Origin of the sequence: Marivivens sp. JLT3646 (genome assembly GCF_001908835.1) — a bacterium.
GTDB lineage: Bacteria > Pseudomonadota > Alphaproteobacteria > Rhodobacterales > Rhodobacteraceae > Marivivens > Marivivens geojensis.
The window spans coordinates 2,156,165-2,172,328 of record NZ_CP018572.1 but is presented as its reverse complement, the minus strand read 5'-3'; the positions used below and the strand labels follow the sequence as shown (position 1 = coordinate 2,172,328).

General features: G+C 55.8%; 15 protein-coding genes. 10 read left to right on the top strand and 5 right to left on the bottom strand.

The genetic code is table 11. The features are described 5' to 3' along the window. Nucleotides 1–5 precede the first annotated feature (5 nt). From BSK21_RS10855 to BSK21_RS10845, 3 genes are read right to left on the bottom strand one after another with little or no spacing between them, the layout of a single operon-like run. Complete coding sequence (locus BSK21_RS10855; protein ID WP_067551606.1) at nucleotides 6–920, bottom strand: Gfo/Idh/MocA family protein; 915 nt, start codon at nucleotides 918–920, stop codon at nucleotides 6–8. Beyond that, a complete protein-coding gene (locus BSK21_RS10850; RefSeq protein ID WP_067551603.1) occupies nucleotides 920–1,975 on the bottom strand; it encodes an ABC transporter ATP-binding protein in 1,056 nt (351 codons plus the stop codon). The genes BSK21_RS10855 and BSK21_RS10850 overlap by 1 nt, the downstream gene beginning before the upstream one ends. 20 nt (nucleotides 1,976–1,995) lie before the next feature. Beyond that, the gene (locus tag BSK21_RS10845; protein WP_067551600.1) at nucleotides 1,996–2,790 is read right to left on the bottom strand and encodes an IclR family transcriptional regulator; all 795 of its coding nucleotides are present in this window, start codon (nucleotides 2,788–2,790) and stop codon (nucleotides 1,996–1,998) included. A 123-nt stretch (nucleotides 2,791–2,913) separates the two neighbouring features. On the opposite strand from BSK21_RS10845, the gene BSK21_RS10840 reads away from it, so the two are divergent. The 7 genes from BSK21_RS10840 to BSK21_RS10810 all read left to right on the top strand — a co-directional run bounded on the left by BSK21_RS10840 (nucleotide 2,914) and on the right by BSK21_RS10810 (nucleotide 10,357). After that, nucleotides 2,914–4,152: an ABC transporter substrate-binding protein gene (locus tag BSK21_RS10840; RefSeq protein WP_156529614.1), complete on the top strand. Its 1,239-nt coding sequence runs from the start codon at nucleotides 2,914–2,916 to the stop codon at nucleotides 4,150–4,152. 66 nt (nucleotides 4,153–4,218) lie between these two features. Continuing rightward, the gene (locus BSK21_RS10835) at nucleotides 4,219–5,124 is read left to right on the top strand and encodes a carbohydrate ABC transporter permease (RefSeq protein WP_067551594.1); all 906 of its coding nucleotides are present in this window, start codon (nucleotides 4,219–4,221) and stop codon (nucleotides 5,122–5,124) included. Further along, on the top strand, nucleotides 5,124–5,969 hold the full coding sequence (locus BSK21_RS10830; protein ID WP_067551591.1) for a carbohydrate ABC transporter permease: 846 nt from the start codon (nucleotides 5,124–5,126) through the stop codon (nucleotides 5,967–5,969). The genes BSK21_RS10835 and BSK21_RS10830 overlap by 1 nt, the downstream gene beginning before the upstream one ends. Continuing rightward, entirely contained in the window at nucleotides 5,966–8,050 is a 2,085-nt protein-coding gene (locus BSK21_RS10825) for an alpha-galactosidase (RefSeq protein ID WP_067551588.1), read from the top strand. Before BSK21_RS10830 ends, BSK21_RS10825 begins: the two co-directional genes overlap by 4 nt. After that, a complete protein-coding gene (locus BSK21_RS10820) occupies nucleotides 8,047–8,919 on the top strand; it encodes a 2-dehydro-3-deoxygalactonokinase (RefSeq protein WP_067551586.1) in 873 nt (290 codons plus the stop codon). The genes BSK21_RS10825 and BSK21_RS10820 overlap by 4 nt, the downstream gene beginning before the upstream one ends. Continuing rightward, on the top strand, nucleotides 8,916–9,518 hold the full coding sequence (locus BSK21_RS10815; RefSeq protein ID WP_067551582.1) for a 2-dehydro-3-deoxy-6-phosphogalactonate aldolase: 603 nt from the start codon (nucleotides 8,916–8,918) through the stop codon (nucleotides 9,516–9,518). The genes BSK21_RS10820 and BSK21_RS10815 overlap by 4 nt, the downstream gene beginning before the upstream one ends. Further along, nucleotides 9,515–10,357, top strand: a complete 843-nt coding sequence (locus BSK21_RS10810) for an SMP-30/gluconolactonase/LRE family protein (RefSeq protein WP_067551579.1) — start codon at nucleotides 9,515–9,517, stop codon at nucleotides 10,355–10,357. The genes BSK21_RS10815 and BSK21_RS10810 overlap by 4 nt, the downstream gene beginning before the upstream one ends. A gap of 190 nt (nucleotides 10,358–10,547) precedes the next feature. Here BSK21_RS10810 and BSK21_RS10805 read toward each other — a convergent pair whose 3' ends face one another. Together BSK21_RS10805 and BSK21_RS10800 are read right to left on the bottom strand one after the other, a co-directional pair. After that, nucleotides 10,548–10,868 (bottom strand): sugar-binding domain-containing protein, encoded by a 321-nt coding sequence (locus tag BSK21_RS10805; protein WP_232230429.1) that lies wholly within the window; start codon nucleotides 10,866–10,868, stop codon nucleotides 10,548–10,550. A 414-nt stretch (nucleotides 10,869–11,282) separates the two neighbouring features. After that, a complete protein-coding gene (locus tag BSK21_RS10800; RefSeq protein WP_067551574.1) occupies nucleotides 11,283–12,317 on the bottom strand; it encodes an IS110 family transposase in 1,035 nt (344 codons plus the stop codon). Between the two features lie 618 nt (nucleotides 12,318–12,935). On the opposite strand from BSK21_RS10800, the gene BSK21_RS10790 reads away from it, so the two are divergent. The 3 genes from BSK21_RS10790 (at nucleotide 12,936) to BSK21_RS10780 (ending at nucleotide 16,146) form a co-directional block, all read left to right on the top strand. After that, complete coding sequence (locus BSK21_RS10790; RefSeq protein ID WP_067551571.1) at nucleotides 12,936–13,586, top strand: IS6 family transposase; 651 nt, start codon at nucleotides 12,936–12,938, stop codon at nucleotides 13,584–13,586. Between the two features lie 209 nt (nucleotides 13,587–13,795). After that, nucleotides 13,796–14,893, top strand: coding sequence for a LacI family DNA-binding transcriptional regulator (locus BSK21_RS10785; RefSeq protein ID WP_067551569.1), 1,098 nt, complete (start codon nucleotides 13,796–13,798; stop codon nucleotides 14,891–14,893). After that, complete coding sequence (locus BSK21_RS10780) at nucleotides 14,890–16,146, top strand: extracellular solute-binding protein (protein WP_067551566.1); 1,257 nt, start codon at nucleotides 14,890–14,892, stop codon at nucleotides 16,144–16,146. The genes BSK21_RS10785 and BSK21_RS10780 overlap by 4 nt, the downstream gene beginning before the upstream one ends. The last annotated feature ends 18 nt before the right edge of the window (nucleotides 16,147–16,164 follow it).

The window sequence follows — 16,164 nt, the reverse complement described above, 5'->3', positions numbered from 1 at the left end:
TCCGATCAGTCGGTGAATGGGTCGGTCAGATGGTAAGCTCCACTCAGGAACGCATCCGCGACAAGGGTAAATGGAGACAGATCGACATCGCTTTGGCCCGCTGCAATGAGGTCGCGAAAGCGCGCGTAAAGTCCCGCATATTCGCGGTTCTCTCCTTGCGCGACAATTACACCGTCGATGCTTGCAAACGCACCACCCTGATCCAGAACGAGGGTGCCTTCGGTTGTCTCGAACGTGATCCGCCAGAACTCGTCGCCGGTTTCCCGCCAGTCAAAATTCGCAGTGATCGGGGTAGAGCCCGATTTCATCACAAGGTCTGCTGCAATTGGGGTTTGGCGACCGATAGGGACGTAGAGGTCCGCTTTTGTCATTAAGACATCTTTGACGAGGGCTGTCAGGATGGACAGGGCGTTGATGCCAGGATCAAAGACCCCCAGGCCGCCTGCTTGCCAGATCCATTCCTGTCCAGGATGCCATTTGCGCACGTCCTCGCGCCAATCGATATGGATGGAGCGGATTGTTTTGCCTGCCAGCCACGATCTGACAAAAGGAACCGCTGCTGCTTCGCGCGAATGCCATGTCGCGAAGAGCGTCACGCCCTGGCGGACGGCTTCACGGCGTAGGGCGTCCAACTCGGAAAGGGTCGCGCCCGGGGGCTTTTCCAGCATCAGATGACGGCCAGACTCCAGCGCCGCCATAGCTTGTTCGAACCTGCCCTGAGGCGGGGTGCACAGCGTGATCGCGTTCAACGACGGCTCAATCGCCAGCATCGTATGGATGTTGGTATAGCTTTGTACGTCTGCTGTCGCGTTGCGGCTTGCGACCGCGCAAAGGTCGATACCATCCGTCGCGGCGATGGCAGGCAGGTGCTGTGCTCGCGCGATGGTGCCAAGGCCGACCAGCCCGATTCGGAGCGACATCAGCGCAACCGCAGTTCGGTTTTCGCGTCGAACAGATAGGCGCGCGCGGGATCGAATGTGACACCCATGCGATCCCCCATTTTGACGGCGGCCTTTGTGCGATCCTCGACGATCAGTGTTTCTCCCGTCGCGGCACGTAGGTGGATGTAGGACACACCGCCGAGTGCCTCGACCAGTTCAACGGTCATGGAGCCGTCGTTGGTCACGGTCAGTAATTCGGGGCGTAGGCCCACGGTTATATCGGCCCCGGCTTCAGGAAGCGTGATCGCGGTTGGGAAAGAGGCATCGAAGGCAGCGACGTTGACGGCACCTTTCAAGGCCTGACCTTTGAGAAAGTTCATCGATGGCGAACCGATGAACCCGGCCACAAATTTGTTGTCGGGATCTTCATACAGCTGCATCGGTGCGCCGACCTGTTCGATATGGCCCGCGCGCAGGACGACGATTTTGTCGGCCATGGTCATCGCTTCGACCTGGTCGTGGGTTACATAGATCATCGTCGCGCCGATTTCGCGGTGCAGGCGGGCGATCTCGGTCCGCATTTCCACGCGCAGTTCCGCATCAAGGTTCGACAGGGGTTCGTCGAACAGGAACACCTTGGGGCCGCGGACAATAGCGCGACCGATGGCAACGCGCTGGCGCTGGCCACCCGAAAGTGCGGCCGGTTTGCGATCCATCAGCGGGTCAAGTTTCAGGATACGCGCGGCTTCATCAACTTTGGACTTGATCTCCGCTTTGGGATGGCCGGTCATTTTAAGGCCGAAACCCATGTTTTCGCGCACCGTCATATGAGGGTACAAAGCATAGGTCTGGAACACCATGGCAACGCCACGGTCGGCGGCATCCGCGTGGGTGACATTATCCCCGCCGATCTCGACCTGACCGTCCGTCGTGGTTTCAAGTCCGGCAATCATACGCAGCAATGTGGATTTGCCGCAGCCCGAAGGCCCGACGAAAACGCAGAACTCGCCATGTTCGATGTCCAGATCGACCCCGTGGATCACTTCGACCTCGCCAAATCGTTTGACGATATTTCTGAGCGTTACTCCTGACACTTAATGTCCTCCCAAGCGTATTATTTCTGTTCCGGGAACCGCCAGGCATTGGCGGCGTCGGCAATTTTGGCGGCGGTTTCGCGCACGAGCGGTGCGTAGGACATCAGTCGCGCGCGGTCTGATGCGTCGGCGGTCGTGATGGATAGCGCGCCCATGATCCGACCGGCAGACGACAATATCGGAGCGGCGATGCAGCGGATACCCATTTCGTGTTCTTCGTCATCCCACGCGAACCCACGGGCGCGGATGTTGGCAAGTTCGGCCCGCAGGCTTTCGTCGGTGGTCAGTGTGTTCGCGGTAAAGCGGTGGAACGACTGGCGCGAAATGGCATCGGCGAGTTTCTCTTCGGGCAGGTGGGCCAGCATCGCCTTGCCGACGCCTGTGCAATAGGCGGGGCCGATCTTGCCCGATTGCGAGAACATCTCGACAGGGCGTTTGGCGTTCCGCTTGTCCACGTATAGCACCATTCCCTGATCCAACTGGGCAAGGTGGATGGTTTCGCCGGTGGCTGCCGACAGGGCATCCAGATCCGGCGCGGCAATCGGGGCAAGGCTGCTTTGCGCCCACGCAGCATGGGCCAGACGCACTAGTCGCAGGCCCGGCGCATAGGTCTGCCGATCCTCGTCATAGTTCAACATGCCCTGATTGGTCAGCGACTGGATGAAACGGAAAAGCGTTGCTTTCGGCAGGCCGGCCTTGGGCATCAGTTCCGAAAACCGGACGGGGCGCCCTAATTCCGCAACAAGGTCCAGCACCGCAAGCGTACGGCCTACGGTTCCATCCTGTTTCGATTTCTGTGGATCGGCGTCAGCCATGGCTCCCCTCCATTTGACTGTTGACAGCTTGGTTGATTCGCGGCAAGGTTTCAATATCCAAAATTTGGTTCCATAATGTGAAACCTAGCATATTGAATCATGGATCATCAAGGGAGGATAATGATGAAAGCGATGAAAACTTTTGCCGTAGCTGCGCTGATAGCTTCGGTCGCTGTTCCGGCACTCGCAGAGCAGCGTACACTTGTGTTCAACACGGATGCGTCGGATCCTGCGCCGAAGGCCGCGTTTGAACAGTTGGTGGCTGATTTCGAGGCCGCCTACCCGGAGATCGACGTTGTCGTGAACACCTTCGACCACGAAGGCTACAAGACCGCGATCCGCAACTTCCTGACCGCAGACAGCCCTGACCTTGCCAACTGGTACGCCGGTAACCGTATGCGTCCGTTCGTTGAAGTAGGTCAGTTCATCGACGTTTCCGACGTCTGGGCGGAAAATGGACTGTACGAGAGCCTTGGTTCGGCTCTGTCGTCGATGACCATCGATGGCAAGCAGTGGGGCGTGCCTTATACCTACTACCAGTGGGGCATCTACTACAACAAAGACGCTTACGCGAAAGCAGGCGTGGACGCTGCCTCGATCAAGACCTGGGATGATTTCATCTCGGCTTGTGAAAAGTTCCAGGCGGCTGGCATCGACTGTCTGACCACCGGTTCCAAGGCCCTCTGGCCGATCGCCGGTATCTTTGACTACCTCGACCTGCGCACCAACGGTTACGACTTCCACATGCAGCTGACCAGCGGCGACATCGCGTGGACCGATGATCGCGTGAAGGCCGTCTTTGCCGAATGGGCCAAGGTTCTGCCGTATACCACTGCAAACCACGCCGCGATTGACTGGCAGGATGCTGTGTCGAACATCGTTCAAGGATCGGCTGCGAACTACGTCATTGGCAACTTTGCCGTGGCCGCGTTCAAAGACGGTGGTCTGACCAACGACAATCTCGGCTTTATGCAGTTCCCGGAAATCACCCCGGGTCTGGCACGCGCCGAAGAAGCTCCGACCGACACCATTCACATTCCGGCCGGTGCCAAGAACGTCGAAGACGCTAAACTGTTCCTTGCCTTCCTTGCTTCGTCGGAAGTGCAGACCAAGATGAACGGTACCCTCGGTCAGTTGCCGATTAATAGCGGTTCAAGCGTGGGTGACGATCCCTACCTTGCTGCTGGCTTCGAGATGCTCTCGACCGCAGACGGCGGCATCGCCCAGTTCTTTGATCGTGATGCTCCGGCTGAAATGGCAAAGGCAGGTATGGAAGGCTTCCAGGAATTCATGGTCAAGCCGGAACGTCTAGATGATATCCTTGAGCGCCTCGAAAAAGTACGAGTCCGCGTCTATCAATAAAAGCAATAACGGAGGGTGGTTTTGGCTGCCCTCCGGCCTTCAAGACGACTGGGAGAAAGTCCAAGAATGTCCGCTTCAACCGATTCCCTAAATTCCCGCCGGCGGCCTCGTGCGTTTGCGCCGTGGCTTTTTTTGGCCCCCGGTATGGCGATGTTCCTCTTTTATGTGATTATCCCGATTTTCCAGTCGCTCTGGGTGTCTTTCTATGATTGGGACGGGCTGAGTGACGCCAAATGGATCGGTATCGCGAATTATCTAGAACTTCTGGACGACGATGCGTTTTACACTAGCCTGAAAAACAACATCATTTGGCTTGTACTATACATGCTGTCGGTTCCAGCGGGGCTGATGATTGCTCTGTTTCTTAACCAGACCGTCCGCGGTATCCGCATTTACAAATCGCTGTTCTTCTTCCCGTTCGTGATTTCGCAAGTTGTCGTCGGCTTGATCTTTTCGTGGTTCTATGCCCCGGGCTTCGGTCTTTTGTATAAACTGATCGAACTGGTGACCGGGCAGGGCGTCGCTATTCTGGCGGACGAGAACCTTGTCACCTATGGCATTATCGCGGCGGGCCTCTGGCCGCAGATCGCCTATTGTATGATCCTGTATCTGACCGGCCTGAACGCCGTTGCGTCCGACCAGATCGAGGCCGCGCGTCTGGACGGTGCCAAGGGATGGAGGATGCTCTGGTACGTTGTGATCCCGCAACTGCGCCCCGCGACCTTTATCGCGATTGTGGTGACGGTGATCGGCGCGTTGCGCAGCTTTGACCTTGTTTCCATTATGACGTCCGGCGGTCCCTTCGGGTCGAGCCGCGTCCTGTCCTATTTCATGTATGAACAGGCCCTGTCCGAATACGGCTACCGTATGGGCTATGGTGCGGCCATTGCCGTTGTTCTGTTCGCCATCATGATTATCTTCATTTCGGGCTTCATCTGGAAGATGTGGCGCGACGAAAAAGGAGTGCGCTGATGTTTCCGCGTCCCATTCAGAGCATGTCGCCTGCGTCGAAGGTGGCTTATAAGATCGCGCTTCCGGTGATGTTGGTCCTGTGGCTTTTGCCGTTACTTGGCGTGGCCATGACGTCGATCCGCCCGTCTGGCGACCTTGCTGCGGGGAACTACTTTGGCATCCCGTCTCGGTTGGCGTTCGACAACTACCTGACTGTGTTCCGCAACACCGATTTGGAGCGCTATCTGCTCAATAGCTTCAAGGTGACGATCCCGACCGTGATCGGAGCGGTCGGCCTGTCGTGCCTGACCGGTTTTGCCTTGGCAATCTACAAGTTCAAGTCGAACCTGATCCTGTTCTTCATTTTCGTGGCAGGGAACTTTGTTCCGTCCCAGATCCTGATGGTGCCGGTCCGTGACCTGACCGTCAGCATGGGCATGTACAACACTACCATGGGACTTGCGCTGTTCCACATCGCGTTCCAGACCGGTTTCTGTACGCTGTTCATGCGCAACTTCATCAAGGCGCTGCCGTTCGAACTGGTCGAGGCGGCCCGCGTCGAGGGTGTCAGCGAATGGCAGATTTTCCGCCATGTCGTGATGCCGCTGATGCGGCCGGCAATCGCGGCGCTTTCGGTGCTGGTGTTCACCTTCATCTGGAACGACTTTTTCTGGGCGATGGTTCTGACCACCGGTGCTGCGACCCAACCGATCACGGCAGGTCTGAACAGTCTGAACGGACAATGGATTGCCGCGTGGCACCTTGTGTCGGCGGGGTCGATCCTTGCCGCGCTGCCGCCGGTTCTGATGTTCTTCCTTATGCAGCGCCACTTTATTGCGGGCCTGACCCTTGGAGCCGTGAAATGATGCAGGTCTGGAAACTCGAAGACCAACGCCAGACGCTGGTTTTGGCGTCGGAAGACGGGCGAATGCCCTCGGTCGTCTATTGGGGCGGGAAACTTCCCAAAGGCGAGGATCTGGCGGTGCTAGCGCAAGCTACGCGCCTTGATGTGACCAGCGGTATGCTGGACCGGTCGCCGGACCTGTCAATCTGTCCAGAGGTCTCGCAAAGCTTTTCCGGTCAGCCCGGTCTAGCGATCCGCTCCGAAGACGGAACGCCGCTGCGCCCACGTTTCGCTCTGGAGTCTGTGGACAATACAGATGACACCCTGACGGTGACGGCAAGGGATGCAGCGCTAGGGTTGACCTATCGGGCGGTCTTCACGTTGGTCCATTCGACCAGCGTGATCGAGGCGCGGTCGGAGATTGGCTCTCTCTCTCCGATTTGGCTGGATTGGCTGGCTGCGCCTGTTTTCCCAGCACCGCAACTGGCCGACAGGATGATCGATTTTTCCGGCCGCTGGTGTGGCGAGTTCCAGCGGGTCGATACCCCCTGGACACCGGGCGCGCGCTTGCGGGATAATCGCACCGGCCGCACAGGACATGAATATTTCCCCGCGATTATTCTGCCGGTCGGTGATGCGCGAAACACGGCTGGCGAGGTGGTGGCATTCCATTACGGTTGGTCCGGAGGGCACCGTATGGTGGCCGAGGAGTTGCCCGATGGACGCAGGCAGATCCAGTTCGGCCATGCGCCTGGAACACACCTTGCGACGGGCACGTCTTTCGCTTCGGCCACGGTGTTTGCGGCGAGGTCCGAGGATGGCATGAACGGCTGTGCCGTCGCATTCCAGCGCCACTTGCGGGATCATGTCGTGCGTTGGCCGCATCCCGACCGTCCGCGTCCTGTACATTATAACTGCTGGGAAGCGATCTATTTCGATCACAAGCTCGACGAACTGAAAGAGATTGCAGAGCGGGCTGCCGCACTTGGCGCGGAACGGTTCGTACTGGACGATGGCTGGTTCGGGCGACGAGATGATGACACCAGTTCGCTGGGTGATTGGGACATCGATGCGCGCAAATATCCCGATGGTCTTGATCCGCTTGTCAGTCATGTCAAATCACTGGGCATGACTTTCGGAATCTGGTTCGAACCCGAGATGGTCAATCCTGACAGTGATCTTTATCGAGCGCACCCCGACTGGGCGCTGGGGGATGCTGACCAGATTACGGGTAGGCAGCAGCTTGTTCTGGATATGTCGAATCCCGCGGTGGTTGAATATTTATATAGAAAGATCGCCGCGGTACTGTCGGTTTACGACGTTGATTATATCAAATGGGACCACAACCGCGTTCTTCCCTACCCCGACGCCGCACAGGCTGAGGGCACTTGGGAGTTGTTGGAACGTCTTGGGCGTGATTTCCCTGAAGTTGAGATCGAAAGCTGTTCTTCGGGCGGTGGACGAATTGATTTTGGGATTCTCGGCCGGACCCAGCGGGTCTGGCTGTCGGATAGTAATGACGCGATTGAGCGGCTCCGCATCCAGCACGAAGCTGCTCTTTTCCTTCCGATGGCCGTTACCGGTAGCCACGTGGGGCCGCGCCATTGCCATACTTCAGGCCGGGTGATCGATATTCATGTGCGGGCCTGGGTTGCTGCGCAGCGACATATGGGTTTCGAAATGGACCCCCGCGAATTAACCGATGACGAAGCGGTCGTTCTGAAAGACGTTACTGCGTGGTGGAAGACCAACCGCAACTGGACCATTGCCGCAGACATCTTGCGTCTCGATTCGGTCGATCCCGAGGTCACGGCGGAACTACAGCGAGCGGCTGATGGTAGCCGGTTTATTGTGTTTGTCGGACAAACGGGTACCTCGGCGCAGGTTCTGCCGCGTCCCTTACGTCTGTCTGGGTTGGAAGTCGATGCGATGTATAAAGTCGCTCTGCTGGACTCGGTTGGTAACAATCCGGCCTCGCGCAAAGGTGTGACACTGTCGACCGCACCTGTAGTCCTGTCCGGCCGGTTCCTAATGCAACAGGGCTTGTCCTTGCCAAAATGTTTCCCCCAGTCCATTTGGGTTGTTGAAGGAGAGCGGGTATGATCCGCCCCGAATGGATAGCCGCAGACTGGGGTACCACCAATCTCAGGATCTGGGCGATGGATGGCGACAGGATTCTCGAAAGTCGGTCATCTACTGATGGGATGGGAGTTCTCAAGCCGGATCAGTATCCCGCGGTTCTTGCGCGAGTTATTGATGGATGGGGCAAGGCGCCGGTTATTGCTTGCGGAATGGTCGGTTCGCGTCAGGGTTGGCGTGAAGCACCTTACACGGCCACGCCTACTTTAGTTTCGCCTCATCTGGTTGCCGTGCCTGGTCAGGATGTCTGGATTGTCAGCGGTGTTAAGCAGATGGACCCACCCGATGTTATGCGGGGTGAAGAGACCCAGATCGCAGGCCTTTTAAAGAGATTGCCCACCTTTTCCGGGACGGTTTGTTTGCCTGGTACACATACAAAATGGGTGCGAGTTGAAGATGGTGAGATAATCAGTTTTCAGAGTTTTATGACGGGTGAGTTGTATTCTCTTTTGAGTAATCAGTCTGTGTTGCGGCACTCTGTTGGGGATGGAAATGATCCCGCCGAGTTCATGAGGGCCGTCAAGGAGGCGCTGGCCGATCCAACAGCCAGTTTCGGCAGGCTTTTCCAACTGCGTGCGGGTGGACTTGTTGGAGATTTGACGCGCGAGAAAGCTGGTGATCGGTTGTCAGGGCTCTTGATCGGTTGGGAACTTGCAAGTGCGAAGCGGTATTGGGATGAACATGAAGTCATGGTGATTGGTGCTCCACGTTTGTTCGCGTTGTATCACGAAGCGTTGCAGGGCATCGGTGCGGCATCTTCCGTAATGTCAGGGGAAGACGCCACGCTCGCAGGATTATGTGCGGCTTGGTCGAACCTTAAGGATACTTTATGACAAGAAATATTATTGCCATTCTGCGCGGAATAACTCCAGATGAGGCTTTGGAAGTCGCGGCAGTATTAATAGATGCGGGTGTGACCAAGATTGAAGTTCCGCTCAACTCACCAGATCCGATTTCCAGTATTGCCAGAATGCAGAAACAGTTTGGTGAAGAGGCACTAATCGGAGCCGGTACAGTGATTTCGGTGTCGCAAGTTGCGCAGGTTGCTGCAACCGGTGCGCGACTAATAGTGTCGCCAAATAACGATCCATCAGTCATTAGGGCAACAAAGGCTGCAAATATGCTGAGTTTCCCGGGGATCATGACACCGACAGAAGTGTTTTCTGCTCTGGCGTCTGGGGCTGATGGTCTGAAATTGTTCCCGGGTGAAGTGATTGGGCCAGTTGGTCTAAAAGCAATGAGAGCGGTAATTCCGCAGGAGGTGCCATTGTTCGCTGTTGGCGGCGTATCGGCCCAAAATATGGGCGACTGGATCCGTTCTGGCGCTGCAGGTTTCGGCATTGGGTCTTCAATCTATAAGCCGGGGGATAGCACTACTGTAATTGCCCGTAAGGCACGTGAAATTGTGGATGCGTGGGATGCTGTCCAATGATGTTCGATCCGACACCTTGTGAACTTGGTGAGGGCGCCTTGTGGCACGATGGCCGGCAAAGCCTATTTTGGTTCGACATAATGAACCGGAAGCTGTTTGAAAGAACTCTCGATGGTCACGTTTCGGTTTTTGAGTTTGATCATTTGACTAGTGCTGCGGCCATTGTCGACGACAATAGTTTACTGGTCGCATCAGAGATTGCCTTGTCCATTTTGGATCTTGAGACCGGCAATCTTTCGTTCGTTACAAATCTTGAAGCTGATGATGATGTCACAAGATCAAACGATGGACGCGCTGACCCTTTTGGTGGTTTTTGGATAGGAACTATGGGCAAGAATGCTGAAAAAGGTGCAGGATCTATATGGCGTTTTTATAGAGGTGAACTGAAGCGCCTTTACACGGATCTCACAATAACGAACTCTATTTGTTTTTGCCCAAAAGGTAAAACCGCCTACTTTGCTGATACGATATCTGGCCAGATTATGAGCGTGTCATTAGACACAGAGGGATGGCCTGTTGGCACTCCAGATGTGTTTGTTGACCTTCGTGAACACGGCCTCAACCCCGACGGTGCAGTTACCGATCGTGATGGAAACCTCTGGTCTGCGCAATGGGGCGCATCTCGTGTAGCCTGCTATAGTCCCAATGGAACGTTTCTGCGGTCTGTTTCTTTTCCAGCCAGCCACACTTCTTGTCCTACATTTGGTGGGGTAGAGTTTGACACACTATTTGTCACGACGGCACGCGAAGGGCTGGCGGAACCAAATGACGTGGATGGCGCGGTATATGCCGCTCCGTTCACCGCAGTAGGATTGCCAAGTGCTCGCGTGATCCTTTGAAACGGCACCGTTTACACATGAAAGCACCGCTTTGGGGGAGTTTAAGTCGATATTTTAGATGTAGAAAATTTGTACGTCTTGGGCGAGAGCATTTGATTTCTTTTAGAGTATTGTGGAATTGCTTCAAAGCACAGCGAAGACCGCATTCCGCCGATGTCGTTGCGTAAGCATGCTCAGACAATAGCTCAGACTATTCGACTGCGTTTACCTGGTACTCTTCCCCAATAAGACGCTCGGCAGTGAACCTGTCGGTGATTAGCAGGTCGATGACGCCGGTACGCAGAGCCCCGCGAATGGCGTCAGTCTTGCTTTCCCCACCAGCTAAGGCCATCACGCGATCTACCTTTGCAAGTTCGTCAAGTGTCATGCCGATAACCCGATCATCCAACGGTGTCTTTACCGTTTTACCGTCACTGTCAAAGAAACGAAGACTGGTATCGCCGACACCACCCGCCTCAGTTACATCTGCCAATTCGCGTGAAGAAAATACGTTGCCGCTTCGTGATAGCATCGAAGATGGCTCAGCCAAGCTGGCAAACACGTCTCCGTATCCCTCCAACTTGATGGCTCTGCCCCTGTCACCGCTACGATCGAAAAAGACGCTGGAGGTGCAGAACAAGCGGACTGATGTAAATGCTGAAAGCGGTCATTGGCTGCCCCTTGAGTCAATGACCGCTTCTCTAATTGGGCATCTTGGTCAAGCTCGTTTTCTTTCATTCGTCAGAAGGATCGTTTTTCCGGGTCACGCTTCTCTTCGCAGTCTGGATTGGCGTTCGAAGGGCGCCGCTGCATGCATGCGTCGGATTGGTAGTGGAGAGCCCCGCTTTCCGGCGCGCTTCAAGTTGCGCAGCAGACATTTTCGGCTTCATCCACACACCTCGTCCGGATGGACGATCCCGTTCAGGTCAGGTGGTGGGCTATTGGGTCATGCCTGGCCTCCCACTTTTTCCTGACGGAATTCTGTGCCGTCGATCCACATTCGATGGAGAAGAACGGCGAGTTTACGGGCGACGGCCACAACGGCTCGACGCCGACCTTTGGTGCGCATTAGGCGCATGCCCCATGACTTTATCTGCGATCCGGCCATCGTTCGCATGAGCAACGCATTTGCAGCAGCGTAAAGCGTCGCTCGGACATTCTGATCACCGGCCTTGGAGATACGACCTGGGTTGTCATGTTCGCCGGACTGGTATCGCCTCGGCGTGAGGCCAAAGTGCGCGGCTACTGTGCGAGAACGTTTGAACCGATTGGGGTCATCGACCGCTGCTTTGAATGTGAGAGCCGCGATCGGGCCCACACCAGGCACCGTCATCATCCGCATACAGACCTCGTCTTGCGACGCCGCATGCTTCACCCGTCGATCCAGTTCAAGATAATGCTGGAATAGGACGGCACGTGCATCGAGCAACGGAATGACCGCATGCGCGAGAACTTCATCCATCTCGATCATGGGCCTAACGAGATCGTCGAAGCTACCGTGCTTAACGGTCCGGGGAAGGCGAACACCAAATATCTTCAGCAAACCACGCACTTCGTTTGCCAAGTCCATTGTTTTCTTCAACAAGGCCTTTCTGGTGCTCAGCAGAGCCCGTAGCCCGTGCGCCTCTCGGCTCTTCATATGCACCGGGCTGAACCAACCCGTCCGCAAAATCTGAGCAATGCCTTTCGCGTCCGTCTTGTCAGTCTTATTCCGCATCGCTGAAAGTGCAGCACTGACCTGGCGAGCCTCCATGCACACGATCTCGAAGCCCTTGTCTTTCAGGCCGAAGAAGAGGTACTGGCTCAGCGCACCAGCCTCAAAGCCGATCCGCACTATCGGGTGGCCGAACGCGTTCAGGCAATTGACGATTTCATCGACCTCACACGGGAGCTCTCGCTCCATGCAAACCTTGCCACGACCGTCCAAAATGCAAAGCGCGCAAGACCGAAGCGACACATCCAAACCAACGAAGTATTCCATTTTCTGTCTCCCTCTTCTCACAGCAATGCTGCGATCTTAACGGGAGCTCGACCTTTGAGTAGGGTCAGCCCAATTACGCATGCTCTCCGCCCTTACTCCCCAAATACCACCTCTTCCTGCTTTTCCCAACTCGCCGTCACCAAATCGGTCATCTCCCGTATCGTAATGCTCGGAACCTCCCGACCGTAAACGAGCCTCCGCAGAACCTCGGGCGCAAGATAGGTCAGCCGCAAATGCCGGGTGACGTAACGCTCGTGATTGCCGATAGCGGCCGCAAGATCCTTCGCGGTCTCAAATTCACCGGAGCCGAGCCTGCGCCGCCATGACTAAGCAAGTCCAATGGCGCGGAGAAGGTTGCAACATTCGCCAGACTCCGCGGGTTCCTGAGTGATGTTGCCCGGTGGAACGATCCTCGGCCGCCCGCTGCGCTTCCGAATGGTGAGGGGGACAAAGATTTGGATGCTGTTAGGAGTGGTCATGATCAAGCGGCCTCCTCTTTGGTGGGGGTGATCAGATCTTGAATAACCCCGCCGATGGCCTCGGTGCGGATATCGATGACAAGGCACTGTAAGACTAAACGGCCTTGAGCAGGGTAGGGTACGTGGTTAGCGTTTTGGGATGACCAGGCGCTCTCCATTTCGATACTTCAAGACGAGCCCAGAGGTGATCCGCTTAGCGGTCATGCTCTATGTGCGGTTCCCTCTGTCTCTTCGTAATGTGGAAGACCTCCTGCATGAGCGGGGGATCGATGTTAGCCATGAAACGATCCGTTATTGGTGGAATAGATTTGGTCCGCTGTTTGCTTCTGAAATCAGGAAGCGAAGAGCGGACAGATTGAAATCCAGCTCGAATTGGCAATGGCACCTGGACGAGGTCTTCGTGAAAGTGAAAGGCGTGCGGCATTACATGTGGTGTGCTGTTGATCATGAAGGGGAGGTGCTTGAAAGCTATGTCACTAAGCGCCGAGACCGTAAGGCAGCATTGAAATTCCTTAGGAAATCTATGCGTAGATACGGAAGCCCTCAGGAAATAGTTACCGATAATCTACGGACTTATGGCGTTGCTATGAGAGACATAGGAAATACTGAGAAGCAGAAAACGGGCAGGTGGCTCAACAACCGTATTGAGAATTCTCACCTTCCGTTTCGACGACGAGAACGTGCCATGCTGAGGTTTCGGCAAATGCGATGTTTGCAGAAATTCGCCGCCGTTCACTCTCCCATCCACAATCACTTCAATCAGGAACGACAGCACTACAGCCGAAGCTAATTTAAGACCTTACGCGCCGCGGCTCTCGCCGAGTGGCGCCAACTTGGCACGATTTGAAGACTTGGTGGAGCGACAAACGGAGACGAGTTCAGAATTAGTCTGACAGCACCCTCGAAAGAATAGTGATAAATCAAGTTACTTGATTAACTGTGACATCGGTGTCATGACATCGGTGTCACGATTCCATTTGGGCCACGGGAGGGGAACGTTTGGCGACGATCTACGACGTAGCAAAGATAGCAGGGGTCTCTCCAAAGACTGTGAGCCGAGTGCTCAATGGGGACGCGCCTGTGGGTGAGAAGACCCGCGAGGCGGTCGAAAAGGCAATTCTCGAACTTGGCTATGTCCCCTCAAACGCCGCTCGAATGATGCGTTCCTCGCGCTCAGGTCTCATCGGGCTGATTACCGGTGCAATTTCCACGACTTCAGACGGCAATGATCCCAAGGGTCTCCCTGACTTGCTTATCGTTCAGGGCATTCAGTCGGTCATGTCTGCGACTGGTATGACGCTGATGATCGCAGACACGGGCGGTAGCTCGGCGCGTGTGCCGGAGCTCATTCGCACCTTTGTCGAGCATCGCGCAGAGGGCATCATTTATGTTGCCGACTATCACCAGCACGTCGAACTGCCTCCCGCTCCTAAGGGGACGCCACTCGTCCTTGTCAATTGTTATGATGATCGCGGAACGCCTTCGGTGCTTCCTGATGATGAGCGCGGACAGCACGATCTTGTAGCGCGTCTTATCGAGGCAGGACATCGACGGATTGGCTATCTCACGTTGCCTAAAGGGATGGACGCAACGCGCCTTCGCCTTGAAGGCTATAAGCGCGCGCTTGCCGAAGCGGGTATCGAGTTTGATCCCGAGCTGATTTCTACAGGCTTCATGCATGACAAGCATCGCAACTCAGCGGTCCTTTGGGATGCGATTGATCGCGTCTTGTCTCTGCCCAATCCACCGACTGTTTTGTGCTGCGGTAACGATGAGATGGCAATGCGCGCCTATGGCATTTTGCGCACGCGCGGCATCCGAATGCCCGAAGATATCTCTGTTGCCGGCTATGATAACTACCGCGTTATCGCTGAAACCCTTTTCCCGCCATTGACCACCGCTGAGCTGCCCTATGCGGCGATGGGTGCGCGCGCAGCTGACTGGCTTTTGTCGCTCATAAATGACGAGACCCACCAACAGACCAACCCGACCCTCGTGTCTGGTCCTGTGAACTGGCGGTCCTCTGTGACTGCTAATGCCTCGGCGGATGGCAAAACGATCCGCTTTCCACTTTCGAACGGGAGGAACCCCCAATGAAACTGTTTACACTTTCTGCTGGCGCTATGGCGCTCACCGCAGGGATGTCTGGCGCTGCCTTCGCTCAGACCGAACTGACCATGTGGTATCACGGCGCAGGCAATGAAGTCGAAAGCCAGATCATCAACCAGATCGTTTCGGACTTTAACGCCAGCCAGTCCGACTGGTCTGTAACGCTCGAGTCGTTCCCGCAAGCTGCCTACAACGACTCCGTCACCGCTGGCGCGCTCGCTGGCAACCTGCCGGACATTCTCGACGTTGATGGACCCAACATGCCGAACTGGGCGTGGTCGGGCTATATGCAGCCGCTGCAAATCGACGAAGCCAAAATCGCCAACTTCCTCCCCGGCACCAAGGGTATTTGGGATGGCAAGCTCTACTCGATCGGTCTTTGGGACGCAGCTGTTGCCCTCGTAACCCGTCAGTCGATCATCGATGAGCTTGGCCTGCGCACGCCGACCCTCGAGCAGCCTTGGACCCAAGACGAATTCATGGCCGCACTTGATGCAGCAAAGGCGTCTGGCAAGTATGACTTCGCACTTGACCTCGGTACAGCTTGGACAGGTGAATGGTTCCCATATGCATTCTCGCCGCTTCTCCAGTCGTTCGGTGGTGATATCATCGATCGTTCGTCCTACAAGTCGGCTGAAGGCGCTCTGAACGGCGACGCAGCAAACGCTTGGGGCAACTGGTGGCAGGGTCTCTTCGCAAACGGCTACGCTCAGGCAACTCAGGACGGTGCTGACCGCGATACCGGTTTCAACACCGGTAAGTATGCCTTCTCTTGGAACGGCAACTGGGCAGCTCTCGGCACTCTCGCTGCTTATGACGACGCTCTCTTCCTTCCTGCACCTGACCTCGGCAATGGTCCGAAGATCGGTGCTGCATCCTGGCAGTTCGGCGTTTCGGCAAGCTCTGAGCACCCAGATGGTGCTTCGGCCTTCATCGAGTTCGCGCTTCAGGATAAATACCTTGCAGCATTCTCGAACGGCATTGGCCTGATCCCAGCAACCCCAGCGGCTGCTGCGATGACCGAGAACTACAAAGAAGGTGGTCCGCTCCACGGCTTCTTTGCTCTGAGCCAAGCTCAAGGCGTTCTTCGCCCTGTAACCCCTGGCTACGTTGTTCAGGCAAAAGTCTTTGAAAAGGCTGCTGCTGACATCGCAAACGGTGCAGACGTTGCCGACACTCTTGATGCTGCGGTCGATGAAATCGAAGCAGATATCGAGAAGAACGGCGGCTACGGCCACTAATCCTCCCTAGTGGATGGT